The organism is Dehalococcoidia bacterium, assembly GCA_022449765.1.
Taxonomy (GTDB): Bacteria; Chloroflexota; Dehalococcoidia; order Lucifugimonadales; family Australimonadaceae; genus UBA2963.
This window is the reverse complement of record JAKUPZ010000014.1, coordinates 32,335-44,802: the sequence shown is the minus strand read 5'-3', so window position 1 is coordinate 44,802 and position 12,468 is coordinate 32,335. Positions and strand designations below refer to the sequence as shown.

The 12,468-nt window shown below is 41.9% G+C and carries 20 protein-coding genes and 1 tRNA gene; 17 read left to right on the top strand and 4 right to left on the bottom strand.

The genetic code is table 11. The features are described from left to right. From MK127_07090 to MK127_07070, 5 genes are all read left to right on the top strand, one after another. Positions 1 to 734 (top strand): TldD/PmbA family protein (locus tag MK127_07090; GenBank protein ID MCH2532555.1); only part of this gene is annotated, 734 nt, incomplete at its 5' end. A gap of 5 nt (positions 735 to 739) precedes the next feature. Then, positions 740 to 2,071 (top strand): TldD/PmbA family protein, encoded by a 1,332-nt coding sequence (locus tag MK127_07085; GenBank protein ID MCH2532554.1) that lies wholly within the window; start codon positions 740 to 742, stop codon positions 2,069 to 2,071. 1 nt (position 2,072) lies between these two features. Next, a complete protein-coding gene (locus MK127_07080; GenBank protein MCH2532553.1) occupies positions 2,073 to 3,017 on the top strand; it encodes a HEAT repeat domain-containing protein in 945 nt (314 codons plus the stop codon). Then, positions 3,007 to 3,447: an NUDIX hydrolase gene (locus MK127_07075; GenBank protein MCH2532552.1), complete on the top strand. Its 441-nt coding sequence runs from the start codon at positions 3,007 to 3,009 to the stop codon at positions 3,445 to 3,447. Before MK127_07080 ends, MK127_07075 begins: the two co-directional genes overlap by 11 nt. Then, positions 3,440 to 3,973 (top strand): GNAT family N-acetyltransferase, encoded by a 534-nt coding sequence (locus MK127_07070; GenBank protein MCH2532551.1) that lies wholly within the window; start codon positions 3,440 to 3,442, stop codon positions 3,971 to 3,973. Before MK127_07075 ends, MK127_07070 begins: the two co-directional genes overlap by 8 nt. Here the strand turns inward: MK127_07070 and MK127_07065 are convergent. Continuing rightward, positions 3,963 to 4,397 (bottom strand): dehydratase, encoded by a 435-nt coding sequence (locus tag MK127_07065; protein MCH2532550.1) that lies wholly within the window; start codon positions 4,395 to 4,397, stop codon positions 3,963 to 3,965. The two genes, MK127_07070 and MK127_07065, sit on opposite strands and share 11 nt — an antisense overlap. Continuing rightward, positions 4,394 to 4,810: a MaoC family dehydratase N-terminal domain-containing protein gene (locus tag MK127_07060; protein ID MCH2532549.1), complete on the bottom strand. Its 417-nt coding sequence runs from the start codon at positions 4,808 to 4,810 to the stop codon at positions 4,394 to 4,396. The genes MK127_07065 and MK127_07060 overlap by 4 nt, the downstream gene beginning before the upstream one ends. Positions 4,811 to 4,939: 129 nt before the next feature. Between MK127_07060 and MK127_07055 the strand changes: the two genes are divergently transcribed. The 4 genes from MK127_07055 (at position 4,940) to MK127_07040 (ending at position 6,413) form a co-directional block, all read left to right on the top strand. Next, a tRNA-Trp gene (locus MK127_07055) sits at positions 4,940 to 5,015 on the top strand. Between the two features lie 334 nt (positions 5,016 to 5,349). Next, positions 5,350 to 5,544 (top strand): YqaE/Pmp3 family membrane protein, encoded by a 195-nt coding sequence (locus tag MK127_07050; GenBank protein MCH2532548.1) that lies wholly within the window; start codon positions 5,350 to 5,352, stop codon positions 5,542 to 5,544. A gap of 66 nt (positions 5,545 to 5,610) precedes the next feature. Continuing rightward, entirely contained in the window at positions 5,611 to 6,123 is a 513-nt protein-coding gene (locus MK127_07045) for a pyridoxamine 5'-phosphate oxidase family protein (GenBank protein MCH2532547.1), read from the top strand. Next, positions 6,120 to 6,413 carry a hypothetical protein gene (locus tag MK127_07040; protein ID MCH2532546.1) on the top strand — a complete coding sequence of 98 codons (294 nt, stop codon included), beginning with the start codon at positions 6,120 to 6,122 and terminating at the stop codon, positions 6,411 to 6,413. Before MK127_07045 ends, MK127_07040 begins: the two co-directional genes overlap by 4 nt. Before the next feature lie 57 nt (positions 6,414 to 6,470). Here MK127_07040 and MK127_07035 read toward each other — a convergent pair whose 3' ends face one another. Beyond that, positions 6,471 to 7,217, bottom strand: coding sequence for a class II aldolase/adducin family protein (locus MK127_07035; protein MCH2532545.1), 747 nt, complete (start codon positions 7,215 to 7,217; stop codon positions 6,471 to 6,473). Positions 7,218 to 7,277: 60 nt separating this feature from the next. Next, a complete protein-coding gene (locus tag MK127_07030) occupies positions 7,278 to 8,153 on the bottom strand; it encodes a cobalamin-dependent protein (protein MCH2532544.1) in 876 nt (291 codons plus the stop codon). 99 nt (positions 8,154 to 8,252) lie between these two features. On the opposite strand from MK127_07030, the gene MK127_07025 reads away from it, so the two are divergent. Genes MK127_07025 through MK127_06990 form a run of 8 tightly spaced genes read left to right on the top strand, consistent with a single transcriptional unit; the run spans position 8,253 to position 12,468 of the window. Beyond that, a complete protein-coding gene (locus tag MK127_07025) occupies positions 8,253 to 8,444 on the top strand; it encodes a hypothetical protein (protein MCH2532543.1) in 192 nt (63 codons plus the stop codon). Positions 8,445 to 8,455: 11 nt separating this feature from the next. Continuing rightward, positions 8,456 to 8,641 carry a hypothetical protein gene (locus MK127_07020; protein ID MCH2532542.1) on the top strand — a complete coding sequence of 62 codons (186 nt, stop codon included), beginning with the start codon at positions 8,456 to 8,458 and terminating at the stop codon, positions 8,639 to 8,641. After that, positions 8,638 to 8,796 carry a hypothetical protein gene (locus tag MK127_07015; GenBank protein ID MCH2532541.1) on the top strand — a complete coding sequence of 53 codons (159 nt, stop codon included), beginning with the start codon at positions 8,638 to 8,640 and terminating at the stop codon, positions 8,794 to 8,796. Before MK127_07020 ends, MK127_07015 begins: the two co-directional genes overlap by 4 nt. A gap of 13 nt (positions 8,797 to 8,809) precedes the next feature. Then, on the top strand, positions 8,810 to 9,262 hold the full coding sequence (locus tag MK127_07010; protein ID MCH2532540.1) for an SRPBCC family protein: 453 nt from the start codon (positions 8,810 to 8,812) through the stop codon (positions 9,260 to 9,262). Next, entirely contained in the window at positions 9,262 to 10,530 is a 1,269-nt protein-coding gene (locus MK127_07005) for an FAD-dependent oxidoreductase (GenBank protein ID MCH2532539.1), read from the top strand. The genes MK127_07010 and MK127_07005 overlap by 1 nt, the downstream gene beginning before the upstream one ends. Next, a complete protein-coding gene (locus tag MK127_07000; GenBank protein MCH2532538.1) occupies positions 10,520 to 11,275 on the top strand; it encodes a DUF1365 domain-containing protein in 756 nt (251 codons plus the stop codon). Before MK127_07005 ends, MK127_07000 begins: the two co-directional genes overlap by 11 nt. Beyond that, on the top strand, positions 11,256 to 12,026 hold the full coding sequence (locus tag MK127_06995) for an SDR family NAD(P)-dependent oxidoreductase (protein MCH2532537.1): 771 nt from the start codon (positions 11,256 to 11,258) through the stop codon (positions 12,024 to 12,026). The genes MK127_07000 and MK127_06995 overlap by 20 nt, the downstream gene beginning before the upstream one ends. After that, a complete protein-coding gene (locus tag MK127_06990; GenBank protein MCH2532536.1) occupies positions 12,019 to 12,468 on the top strand; it encodes an SRPBCC family protein in 450 nt (149 codons plus the stop codon). The genes MK127_06995 and MK127_06990 overlap by 8 nt, the downstream gene beginning before the upstream one ends.

Below are 12,468 nucleotides of genomic sequence, written 5' to 3'. Positions count from 1 at the left end.
TAAACGCTCCGGAGGTAAATGGAGGGGAGTACTCAGTAATTTTAGACGCAATCCTCGCAGGAGTAGTTATACATGAAGCATTTGGACATCTTTCAGAGGCAGATCATATTTACGCAGAACCACGCCTGCAGGAATTAATGAAGCCAGGAAAACGATTTGGCGGCGTTCACCTGAATGTTAAAGACGGAGCTACTGTTCCTAGTCCAACTTTACGTGGGTCTTATGCGTACGATGACGAGGGAGTGCAGGGGCAAGAGACTGACCTGATTAAGGAAGGAATCTTGGTCGGTCGGTTACATTCTAGAGAAACAGCTGCAAAACTTGGAGAAAGACCGACTGGTAATGCGAGAGCATTGAATTACCGCTTTGCCCCTATTGTTCGTATGACTAACACGTTCATAGTACCAGGTGAATCTACCGTCTCTGATTTATTTTCAGGTGTAAAAGATGGCTTATATGTCAAAAACTGGTATGGCGGAATGACCTCAATGGAAATGTTTACCTTCTCTGCAGGTGAAACGTATCGAGTCCGTAATGGTGAAATTGCGGAACTATGTCGTCCTGTAATGCTCTCGGGTAATGTTTTTACTACTCTTCATAATATTGATGGAATTGCGCATGATTTACTCATGAACGAGGGCGGAGGATGTGGTAAAGGAGGGCAAAGCCCTTTGCCTGTCTCGAATGGAAGCCCTCATATACGAATCCAAAACTGTTTGATTGGGGGTGTCTAATTATTGTGCATTCAAAAGACGCCTTTGCTAAAGCTGAGGAAGTATTAGCACTATCGCAAAATGTTGCCGACCAGGCAGAAGTGTTCTGCGTGGAAGCATCATCAACGCCAGTCTATTTTGAGGCAAATGCTATCAAAGGAGTTGATGCTAATGATGCTGCTGGGATTGCGCTAAGGATAATTAAAAACGGACGAATAGGCTTCAGTTCTACCTCTAATCTAGACGACATTGCTGGATTGGTAGAGGCCGCATTGGAAACAGCACCTTTCGGAGCAGAAGCACAATTTAATTTTCCGGAACGTCAGAATTATCCTGACGTTAGTGGGTATGACAATACGGTAGAGCAAACAACTTTAGAAGAGATGGTTGCATTGGGTGAGAACGCGATTGCAAACTTACGTTCGCTATCAGATGAGGTGCAAGTCGAAGGTAGTGTTTCCAAGTCATCTTCAACTATTACTCTAATTAATAGTAATGGGGCTCAGATTCAATACCCTAGAACGCGGTTTGGGCTAGGTTTTGAAGGGACAGTCATTAGAGGTGAAGATATGCTCTTTACTTTCGATGGACAAAGTAGCGTTTCCCCTTTAATGGATTCTTCTTTTGTAGTGAATTCAATTGAACGGCAACTGCGCTGGGCTGCAAGAACTGCAACCGTGGGTAATGAGTCTTTGCCCGTGATATTACTTCCTACCGCAGTATCCAGCATTCTATTGTCTCCTTTACTAGCAGGGTTAAATGGGAAATCAGTTTTATTGGGAACATCTCCACTGATTGGGAAATTAGGCGAGAAAATCTTAGATAGCAGATTTAACTTAGTGGATGATCCGACTCTTCCGTTCGTACCGGGTAGCAGACCTTGTGACGATGAAGGCGTGATTTCAAAGAAATTACCATTAATTGAAGATGGTATTGCTCAGGCTTTTTTTTATGATCTACAAACTGCAGGCAAGGCAGGCACCATCAGCACTGGTTCAGGTGAACGTGGCTTAGGGTCATTACCGTCGCCTTCAACAGGAGTATTGCAAGTAGGCCCTGGCAACACTGGCTTGGACGAGATGATCGCTTCTTTAGACGAAGGATTAATAATCGAGCGTTTGTTAGGCGCAGGGCAAGGCAATGTTTTGGGTGGGGATTTCAATGCTAATGTGTTGCTTGGATATAAAATTGAACATGGTGAAATCGTAGGTCGCGTCAAAGATACAATGGTTTCTGGCAACACATATAAAGTGCTTAATCAGCTGATTGAGATTGGTAGTGATAGTAGATGGCTTGGCGGCGGTTTATATACACCTTCGATTATGATTGAAGGCGTATCGATCTCTAGTAAGGGTTGAAATGGATTTTGAATCGCTAGCAAAGGATCTATCCAATGAGCAATTAGATTTAACTCCGGGCATGCTGGGGCAGTTGAGCGGCTTATCACGTGAAGAAAATGAACAAATAGCTGAAGTTTTTGCAGATATACCTGCCCTTAGGCGGCGGAAGATATTAACGTCATTAGTGGCAATGTCTGACGATAATATTGAGCTAGATTTCCTTGGAGTTTTTTGCTCATCACTAGCCGACAGTGAACCCGATATACGGATACTTGCGGCTTCTGGCCTATGGGAAACCACTGATCGTAATGCTATTGCTCCTTTAATTAACACATTAGAAGCAGATCAATCTTTGGATGTTCGTGCAGCAGCAGCAATTGCTCTAGCGCATTTTGTCGAACTTTACGTAGCTGGGAAGTTGATAGAGAGGGACGGCAACAAACTCTGTGAATCCCTCAATTGTATTTTAGAAGACCAAAATATTGATTTGGCTGTCAGGCGAAGAGCACTAGAGGCGTTAGCGGCGACTAATACGAATTCTATAAATAACTGGATTCATTGGGCTTACGCAAATGAAAGCTTAGACATGAAACAAAGTGCCTTGTATTCAATGGGCAGGACATGCGATTCACGATGGATGCCTGTAATTTTGGATGAACTTGAAAACGAAGAGCCTGCTATAAGATATGAGGCTGCTAATGCTGCGCGCGAAATTGCAGACCCAGAAGCCCTGCCTGTTTTGCACGATGCGGTGAGTGATTCTGACTCACAGGTAGCGATCGCTGCTGTGAACGCTATTGGTGGTATTGGAGGTGTAAATGCTAAGAAGCTTTTACACAATTACATAGAAAACGGCGATGCTCCAATCAGCGAGGCAGCAGAGCAGGCATTGAAAGAACTTGAGTCAGACGAATCTGATTTTTCAATGCTAAACACCCATGAGGATTACATTGATGAAGTCTGAGCCTATTGAAGCAGTGTCGGCGGGAGGCATAGTTTACCGTATTGCACCTAGCGAATGGCAGTTTGCAGTATGCCATCGTTACTCATCAAATTTATGGGCATTGCCTAAAGGTACTCCACATGAAGGCGAGTCGATAGCCGAAACTGCCTTGAGGGAAGTTTCGGAAGAAACGGGCCTTGAAATAGAGATTGAATCGGATTTAGGGTTTATTGAGTATTTTTTTGAAAAATCTGACCGTATGTTCCATAAACGAGTGTACTTTTTCCTCATGAAAGCTACCGGTGGGTCTACCGATTACCATGATGATGAATTTGATGAAATTCATTGGCTAGGGAAGGGGAAATTCCCTGAAATGCTAACTCATGTATCTGAGCAAGAGATCGCTACTAAAGCAGTATCTGCACTAGTGTTGAGGAATGATAATGAATGACATTATTGCTAAAGGCGAAAAGGTATTAATCCGCGAAAAACGCTATGAAGATGGAGAAAATGACCATAACTGGAGGGCAAATCCAGAGCTTGCGGAATTGGATGCAGCCATGCCTATTCGTCAGTCGCTAAAAGATTTTTTACGAGATTATGAAAATGAACTCAAATTTCCTACACCTTGGGTTCATCGATATGGGATTGATACTCTAGAAGGAGAGCACATTGGCAACTGCATGATCTACGATATCGATACGATAGGTGGTCAATGTGAGATTGGCATCTTGGTGGGTAATCGAAATTACTGGGGATCTGGTTACGGGAGAGAGGCAGTGGGATTACTTATTAATGAGTGCTTCAAGATGGACAATATGAAACGCCTCTATCTGCACACGCTTGCATGGAATGCGAGAGCTCGACGGGCTTTTGCAGGTTGTGGCTTTAGAGAGGTTGAACCAGTTCGCCGTGCAGGCAGGGATTTTATATTAATGGAAATCTTACGAGAAAACTGGCTCAAGACTAGGAATTAGATTCCTTTGACGGCAGTATCACTGTCGCCTCGCCTGTAGTTGTCTTCCTTCCGTCATCTCGCTCAATCCAGATGTCACAGCTAACAGTTGCTGTTTCTTTGTTAATTGAGGTAACAACACCTTTGCATGAGAGTAAGTCTCCTGGGCCATCCATATCGCGGTAGCGGACAGAAAGAGATTTTAAATTACCTTCGGCGCCTACCCAATCGGTCATTAACTGTCCAAGGAATGCACTTTTAAGAGCTCCGTGAATGATCACTCCTGGAAGATCTTGCTTTGTTGCGAACTCTTGATCGTAGTGTATTTCATAAAAATCACCAGATGCTCCTGCGTACATTACCAATTGACGGGTTGTCGCAGATTTAGTCAGAGGCGGTATTTCATCACCGACCGAAATGTCTTCTAAGAACGGTATGTTATTCATACTGCTGGCATCCTAATTAATGTATTACGTTGTGATGCAACAAACTCATTATTTTGATTAATGTAGTCCGTGATGTAAATAATGATTAGCATGGGTCCCATGCGACCTTCTCGTTCAGTCATTGATTCTATTTTAGACTTGTAAGTAATTACGTCCCCCGAGCGAATTACGGTACCGTAGGACCATTCACTTCCACCATCAATCACTCTTGGAACACTTTCCTGATTGGGAATATCGGGAATTGCCCTTCCTACTGACCTAAGAAAGGTAGGCGGAGCGATATCAGGGAAAGAAAAATTCCCATCACCAATAGCTGCTGCAAATCGTTCAATTGCTCCTCGTTCAACTACTGTTTGCTCAGGCTCACTGTAAATTCCGATGGTCGCATTCATTTTTTCTGTTATAAGGGACATGGATTAAACCTTTAAGTAAAATATATTTTGGAATTTTCTCTAGGCCTAGCCTACTATATATGGAAGAGAATTTTATTTAAATAATTGGTATAATTACCTTCATATGAACGACGCTGATCGATAATACGCAGGAGTGTAGCTCAGCTGGCAGAGCATCGGTCTCCAAAACCGAGGGCCGAGGGTTCGAATCCTTCCACTCCTGCCAGTCGTTTTACGAGTAAATAGTAGCCAAATGGCCCAGAACCACCAACGGTAAAAGACTCAAATGGGCATTTGCAACCTAACTTTGCAGCTTAATTACTACCCTTGGCGTGTGTATGAAATAAAGATCTTTGGGACGAGAGTTCGTGATCTGGTCAGTTACCAGCAATACCGTATCATTGACTATATGGTCAGAAAATATACTCGCAGATCAGTAAATTATTACCTTAAACGCTAACACTAGACGGTGAATCGGATACAAGTCATAACAATACTGATATTGTTTACTCACTGGACGAATTAATTGATTAATTCGTCTACTAAATTAAGGAGTATAGATGTTTATTTTATGTATTTTTCTACCACCGCTAGCGGCCCTAATATCAGGCGGTTTCTGGTCTTTCGTATTTAATACAATATTAACGCTATGTTTTTATGTTCCTGGTGTAATCCACGCATTTATTGTCGTAAACAACTCTAAAGCGGAAAAAAGAAATCAAAAGATTGTAGATGCGATAAATAATAAAAAGTGAATCAAGTTCCCTTGAAATATCACTAAATTTATGGAATCAATAATCTTTTAGTTTCAGGGAGGAACTATGGCTGATTTTTACGATTACATCACACCTGAACAAGATAAGTTGATCCAGGACTCTAAGCTTTTCTTTGTTGCCACTGCAGACCCAAGCTTAGGATTTAGCAATTTAGGTGCAGGCCCGGTTAATCTTTCCCCTAAAGGGGGTGTCCCCTTGCAAATATTAAATCCAAATCAGGTTGCCTATCTTGATTATGTTGGAAGTGGAAATGAAACGGTTCGACATTCACTAAAAGGTGGGCCTATCACCATAATGGTTTGCGCATTTGATCAACAAAATGCTGCAGTAGTCCGGTTATATGGACGTGCCTCTATAAGGGATTTGAACGATGAGAATTTGTCAGAGCTACTTCATCATAAAGTAGCTGAGAATATTGCATTACCTGAGAGGCAATTGGTTGTTATCGATATTGAAAGTACAAGCACAAGTTGTGGGTATGGAGTTCCTGTAATGTCTTTCGATGCAGAAAGAACGATTGGAAATAGAGGGAGACTTTACAAAGGGAAAAAGACTTGAAAGAAGGATTAGTTTTTACTAGGAACTTTTGGTACGATTTGCCCATGTATAGGATATACACTGGATTAGCTCAACTAGCGTACTTATTGCAATGGCTTATAACCTTCTTTGCTATTACCGCAATAATTTACATTATTACCGCGGGTATACCATACGTGGAAAATACTGGATCAATAGCCAAGGCGGGTGCAATTGCCGGTTCAACAGGTCTAAGTATTGTGTTACTAGCCATAGTTCGAAGAATTAAGCGATTTGCTCGCCGGAAAAAACATGAAGCGTTATTGAACTGACGATTCGTAATTATTTGCTGAATCCCGATATTATTTCCAATTGCATTGAGGATAGAATTAATTCTTGTAGGACGGATCCTTTGCGTCAATTTTTCGTAATAGCCATGGCCATTCGATGCCACCATTTCTTTTGTCGAAAATACTCGCAGTTTTTTCCATCGCCTCTTCGGGAGCCTGATGTATTTCACGTCCCGTAGATTGGGCAAGAACTTGAACCTGGCAAGCTCGTTCTAATTGCCACATTGAAGTCCAAGCTTCTGCAACTGATCTACCAACCGTCAAGAGGCCGTGATTCTTGAGAATCATGGCATCCTTGTCACCAAGGTCTGTCACAAGCCTTTCCCTTTCATCAGTGTCAAAGGCGAGGCCTTCAAACTCGTGATAAGCCACACGGTTATAAAACTGATAGGTGTCCTGTTGTAAGGGAATAAACCCATCCTCAAGTGCAGATACTGCCATGCCGTATATGGTGTGAGTATGCATCACTGTCACCACATCATGCCTTGCGGCGTGAACAGCAGAATGAATGACGTAACCAGGTATGTTGATTCGATGTTCTCCTTCTTCGAGAATATTCCCATCAATATCAATTTTCACTAAATTTGATGCGGTTATTTCATCGTAACCAAGCCCGAATTCATTGATAAGGAATTGATCGTGGGTGCCAGGTACTCTTGAAGTAATATGGTTATAAACTAAATCCGTCATGCCGAAATAGTCTGTGAGCCGGTACGCTGCAGCCAAATCTACTCGCGCTTGCCATTCTTCATCGCTAATATTTGCTTTCTGCGCTTTTAGTGCCATAGAGCCTCCTGCAAATCTCAATCGTAATGATAGCGATCAATCATAAAAATCCAAAGCATTTTAATCCGGAATTAAGCTACTTGCAGGTACATCAAGAGCGTTAGCAATTTTTAGTAGCGCGCTAATTGTCAAATTTTGTTTGCCGTTTTCTAAAGCGCTTATATATGTCCGATCCATACCTGCTGATTCTGCCAAGTTTTGTTGGTTCCAATTAACTGCACGCCTAGCAGCCTGAATGCGGCTTCCGAGCTCGGCTAAAGCTTGCTCAAGGCTTTCGGTTTGGCCTATTCCTGCAAGATCCCTTGCAGTGCGAACTGCGGCAGATGCATCTGCTGCAAAGCCATCTGCACCAAGCTCCTTTGCTTGATCTTCCCCATTAACTCCTGGCCCACCAATCATAATTGGGATTGCTGGAGCATACTGTTTGACCATTGTAATGGCTTCCTTGGCACCGTTTATATTTTCTGAAAGTACAATGGAAAGCGCGATTACATCGGGTTTTCGCTCTTTTGCAAATATACCAAGTTCGTCAGCTGGTATATCTGTTCCCAAAAAATCTACATCCCATCCATTAATGTACAAAAAATCAGAAACTATTCGAGCACCGAGGGAATGGCGTTCACCTGGGGCAGTGGCAACCAATACTTTTCGATTAATACTAGGTTTCCTATTTGCAATTCCACGGAGTAATTCCATTTCCAGAGTAGTAATTTCAGTTGCCATATGCTCGTTGGCAATACTCAAATCACCATTTAGCCACAATTCGCCGATCCTACGCTGCGCAGGAACAAGAATATGCAAATACGCATCCATAGGCATCGTCCCAGACTGAAGCTCCCCCAAAATAACCTGATGAGCGAGATTCTTGTCTCCTGCCAGGATGGCATCAAGATAGCTTTGGCAAGCTGCGTGGAGCGGACTGTAATCTTGGTTCATGTCGACCTTTTACCAATTTATTTACTAATTATCTGCATATAGTTGACAAATCTGCAAGTATGTAAGATATTACTAACATTACATTACAGGATGTTGAATATGCACAACACAAAAGCACAGTTTTATCTTCGATCCTGCCCCCGATGCTCCGGCGATCAGACGGACGTTTCTGATATCTGGGGGGAATACAAAGAATGTATTCAATGTGGGCATCAAGTAGAAAAGCGACGTCGTAGATCGTCGCGTAGGAAAACAACTCGCAGTGCACAAAAAACTAAGAAGGCTGCGTGAAGGAGTAAACAATGGATACAGACTCTAGTAAATGGTTGGATTGGCCGTTGACCCTATGGCTGCTTGCAGCGTTCGCCTCGTTTTTGCTTTCAGTTGCAATTTGGTTCTTTGTCGATCAGATGACAGGGCTATTTGTTGCTACATGGGTCCCTTCAATACTCGCATTTGGAACACTTGTTCGAAGGAGAACGAAATGATTGGTGACATCACACTCCAGTTAACAATTTTCAGCATTGGGCTTGTAGTTTTCACGATGTCTATGATTGGTGGAATAATTACTATGAAGCAAATTCAGCAACATGATGAGGAACGCGCTCAATTAGAGCGCGTCCCTGTCAAAATACGAGATTGAGATATGGTGGCAGATGACTTATTTTATGTTAGAGCGCACACAGGAATTCAAATCACCGCTTCAAGATGTATTCGATTTTTTTGCTGAGCCATACAATTTAGAGCGGATAACACCAGAGTTTCTAAAATTCTCTATTGTTACTTCACCTCCTATCAAAATGGAGGAAGGCACAAGAATTAGTTATAGGCTTAAGCTTCGTGGAATTCCTGTGAAATGGACAAGTACTATCATGGATTGGAATCCCCCTTTTGGTTTTACAGACGAACAAACTAAAGGGCCTTATAAATATTGGAGACATGAGCATAAATTCGAAGAAAATGGCGCTGGTACATTAGTTACAGATAAAATCTGGTATAAGGTTCCTGGCGGACCTCTGGCTCCAATCTTGAACTTTTTTTATGTCAGACGCGATTTGCAAAAAATCTTTAACTATCGCGCTGAAACAATGAAGGGTATTTTCGATTAATGAGAGTTGCAGTCGTAGGATCTGGAATTAGTGGATTAACTGCTGCCTACTATCTTCGAGCCCTGCATGATGTGCATGTATATGAGTCAGAAGATCAAGCAGGTGGCCATGCCCGAACGTTCTCTGTTGAGGAACCCAACTCTCAGTTGCACTTAGATACTGGCTTTATGGTTTACAACAATACCAACTATCCTGGTTTTACTGGGCTTATTGAGGAACTTGAAGTAGAGCAACAAGACAGTGATATGTCCTTTGGGGTAACTTGTTCAAAATGTGACTTTGAATACGGGAACAGAGGACTACAGAGCATGTTAGCGCAGCCTTCAGCAATATTCAGACCCTCATGGATTACTATTCCGTTTCAGATGCGTAAGTTTTATACGGACGCTCGATCCTTGCTTTTAGATGGCGATGATGAAATTAGTTTGGACCAATTTCTGCTCAAAGGGGGATATAGCGATGAGCTGGTTCGCCACTTGGTGATTCCGTTGGTTGCGTCTGTCTGGACTACTCCAGCGGCTAAAGTAGGTTCTTTTCCTGCAAAGTATCTTTTTGGGTTTATGGATAACCATTGCATGCTCAGTTTCACTGAACGACGAGTATGGCAAACAATAAAAGGCGGATCGCAAAATTATGTCGATTCATTAGTGTCTCGCCTTCCATATGGAGTACATTTAAATACAACAGTTACAGGCATAAACCGTGATGCGTCTAAAGTGACGCTAAGTTTTAAGAAACGTGCTCCACTACAATTTGATGCAGTGATTTTGGCAACTCATTCGGACCAGAGCCTTTCCTTGCTTTCTGATCCATCTGAACTTGAATTTAAAGCTTTGGGCGGAATTAAATATAGTGAGAGCAATGTATATTTGCATACTGATGATTCGGTGATGCCCAAAAGACCCAGAGCCTGGTGCTCTTGGAATTATAGAACTGATGAGTGTGCCTCTAGACCAGAAACTTCTCAAGTGACGTACCATTTGAACAGATTGCAGAGACTAGATTCGGCAAGAAATTATTTTGTGTCTTTGAATATGGGCGATCAGATTAATGATGATGCTGTATTATCTGAGTTTAAGCAGTCTCATCCAATGTACTCAAAAAATAGCCTAAAGTCCCAATCTATTATTCAAGCGCTTAATGCTTCCCATAGTCCGACTTTTTTTGCAGGCGCGTATTTAGGCCATGGTTTTCACGAGGATGGGTTTCAGTCAGGCTTATTTGCGGCTAACTCTTTAATTAATTGGAGCAAGTCCATTGAAGTCTAAATTATTGAAAGGGGTACTTTGGCACAAACGACACCGACCTGTTGTCAACGAATTTCGAAAAAAAGTCCTATATCTAGATCTCGATTGCGATGAATTAGATACCCTGCAATATCAGTTACGCTTATTAAGTCGAAATAAATTTAATGCGTACGCGGTGAATGATAAAGACCACTTCTCACATGACAATATGGGGTTAACTAAATCAATGTATTGGCATATGCGCAGCAAAGGAAAAACTCCCAATAATTTACGTTTGATTACACAACCTAGCGCTTATGGTTACGTTTTTAATCCAGTCTCATTCTATATAGGGTTAGATGAGGACATACGGGATACTACGGTGGTTGCTGAAGTTCATAATCGGATTGGTCAGCGTCATTTATATGATCTTCATTCCATCGTTTCAGATGGAACAGAAAGAGCTCGATTTGATAAAAAATTTTATGTTTCTCCGTTTCTCTCAATGGATTGCTGGTATGAATTCTCAATCGTAGATGAAGAGAAATTCATAAAGCTAAATTTTGATGAATATGATTCAAATGGCTTACTTTTTCAAGCTTCACTTGAACTCAAAGCCTTTCCATTGAATGACCGTAACTTGGCTGCATCATTGTTCACACATCCGATTATCCCATGGAGAACAGTAGCCGCTATATATCTGCAGGCACTGAAATTAAAACTAAAAGGCCTACCCTATCTGGAGCCTCAGCAAGAAGAAAGAGATAATGACCATGTGGCACGCTAAAAAATCGTATTGGAGAGGTAAAAGAGTTTGGATAATTGGGGCCACTAGTGGCATAGGCTTAGGTCTTGCTGAAGAGCTTTCTGAAGCAGGAGCAATTGTCATTGGTAGTGGAAGATCCGACGATGCATTAGAAAGACTGAGGTTGAATGGAATAGAGCCGCTAAAACTAGATGTGTCAGATGAAGAATGGCCCGATCTTTTTCCAGAGTTACAGGATCCTATAGATGTTCTAATTTATAGTGCAGGTAGTTGGAAGCCGATTGATATACCTCAATGGGATTCAAAGCAATTTGATTACCAAGTAAGGGTCAACTTCCTGGGATTAGCCAAGGCTGTTTCGATTGTTTTACCTGGAATGATGAAGCGGAATAGTGGTGCTATAGTTGGTATTTCAAGCGCTTCTGGTTATACCCCTCTTCCGCGTGCTGAAGCGTATGGATCAAGCAAAGCAGCGGTAATGTATTTTCTGCAATCACTTCGAATTGACCTAGTTCATACGAAGATCGAAGTAATTGAGGTAAACCCAGGGTTTATTGACACTCCACTAACAGAGAAAAACGATTTTTATATGCCGTTTTTAGGTTCGGTAGCTGATTCGACCAAAGCAATTATTACAGGAATTGAAGGAGGATCTAAAGAAATCCATTTTCCATGGAAACTTACAGTGCCTTTAAAAATAATAAGGCTTTTGCCAGAATCCTTGAAGAGATTCCTAATAGCGAAAATTACGAAGAGGAGATCAAATGGTTAAATACGAAGCGACGATTCAATCGAAGCACGATCTTGCAGATGTCTTTGAATACTTATCAAATTTCTGCAGTGTTACTCAATGGGATCCAAACGTTATTGAAGCCAACCAAATTGTCGGGTCCTCTGCCGAAATAGGATCCTCTTACGAAGTCATTGCGAAATTTGGAGTCAGCAAAGTTCCTTTGCGGTATGAAATTGTAAAACTTGTTGCTTCTCGTGAGATTGAGCTCATGGCTTTAGCACCTAATTTTGTAGCACGTGATGTTATGAAATTTCGGGAAAATAATGGGGGTACTGTTGTCCAATACCAAGCAGAGTTGAATTTTTCTGGTTTTTGGAAATTACTTTCACCTCTAATGCAGCTAATTTTTAATCGGACTGGAGATAAAGCTGCAGCGGGGCTAGAAAAATGCCTGAATGTTCGTGAATTAGTAAAGATATAG

Bases quoted from the DNA above. Each gene is read 5' to 3' on its own strand.
- MK127_07005 (MCH2532539.1), top strand. From the start codon at position 9,262: ATGAGAGTTGCAGTCGTAGGATCTGGAATTAGTGGATTAACTGCTGCC.
- MK127_07075 (MCH2532552.1), top strand. From the start codon at position 3,007: ATGAAGTCTGAGCCTATTGAAGCAGTGTCGGCGGGAGGCATAGTTTAC.
- MK127_07035 (MCH2532545.1), bottom strand. From the start codon at position 7,217: ATGGCACTAAAAGCGCAGAAAGCAAATATTAGCGATGAAGAATGGCAA.
- MK127_06995 (MCH2532537.1), top strand. From the start codon at position 11,256: ATGACCATGTGGCACGCTAAAAAATCGTATTGGAGAGGTAAAAGAGTT.
- MK127_07010 (MCH2532540.1), top strand. From the start codon at position 8,810: ATGACTTATTTTATGTTAGAGCGCACACAGGAATTCAAATCACCGCTT.
- MK127_07020 (MCH2532542.1), top strand. From the start codon at position 8,456: ATGGATACAGACTCTAGTAAATGGTTGGATTGGCCGTTGACCCTATGG.
- MK127_07070 (MCH2532551.1), top strand. From the start codon at position 3,440: ATGAATGACATTATTGCTAAAGGCGAAAAGGTATTAATCCGCGAAAAA.
- MK127_07025 (MCH2532543.1), top strand. From the start codon at position 8,253: ATGCACAACACAAAAGCACAGTTTTATCTTCGATCCTGCCCCCGATGC.
- MK127_07030 (MCH2532544.1), bottom strand. From the start codon at position 8,153: ATGAACCAAGATTACAGTCCGCTCCACGCAGCTTGCCAAAGCTATCTT.
- MK127_07045 (MCH2532547.1), top strand. From the start codon at position 5,611: ATGGCTGATTTTTACGATTACATCACACCTGAACAAGATAAGTTGATC.
- MK127_07015 (MCH2532541.1), top strand. From the start codon at position 8,638: ATGATTGGTGACATCACACTCCAGTTAACAATTTTCAGCATTGGGCTT.
- MK127_07065 (MCH2532550.1), bottom strand. From the start codon at position 4,397: ATGAATAACATACCGTTCTTAGAAGACATTTCGGTCGGTGATGAAATA.
- MK127_07080 (MCH2532553.1), top strand. From the start codon at position 2,073: ATGGATTTTGAATCGCTAGCAAAGGATCTATCCAATGAGCAATTAGAT.
- MK127_07060 (MCH2532549.1), bottom strand. From the start codon at position 4,810: ATGTCCCTTATAACAGAAAAAATGAATGCGACCATCGGAATTTACAGT.
- MK127_06990 (MCH2532536.1), top strand. From the start codon at position 12,019: ATGGTTAAATACGAAGCGACGATTCAATCGAAGCACGATCTTGCAGAT.
- MK127_07050 (MCH2532548.1), top strand. From the start codon at position 5,350: ATGTTTATTTTATGTATTTTTCTACCACCGCTAGCGGCCCTAATATCA.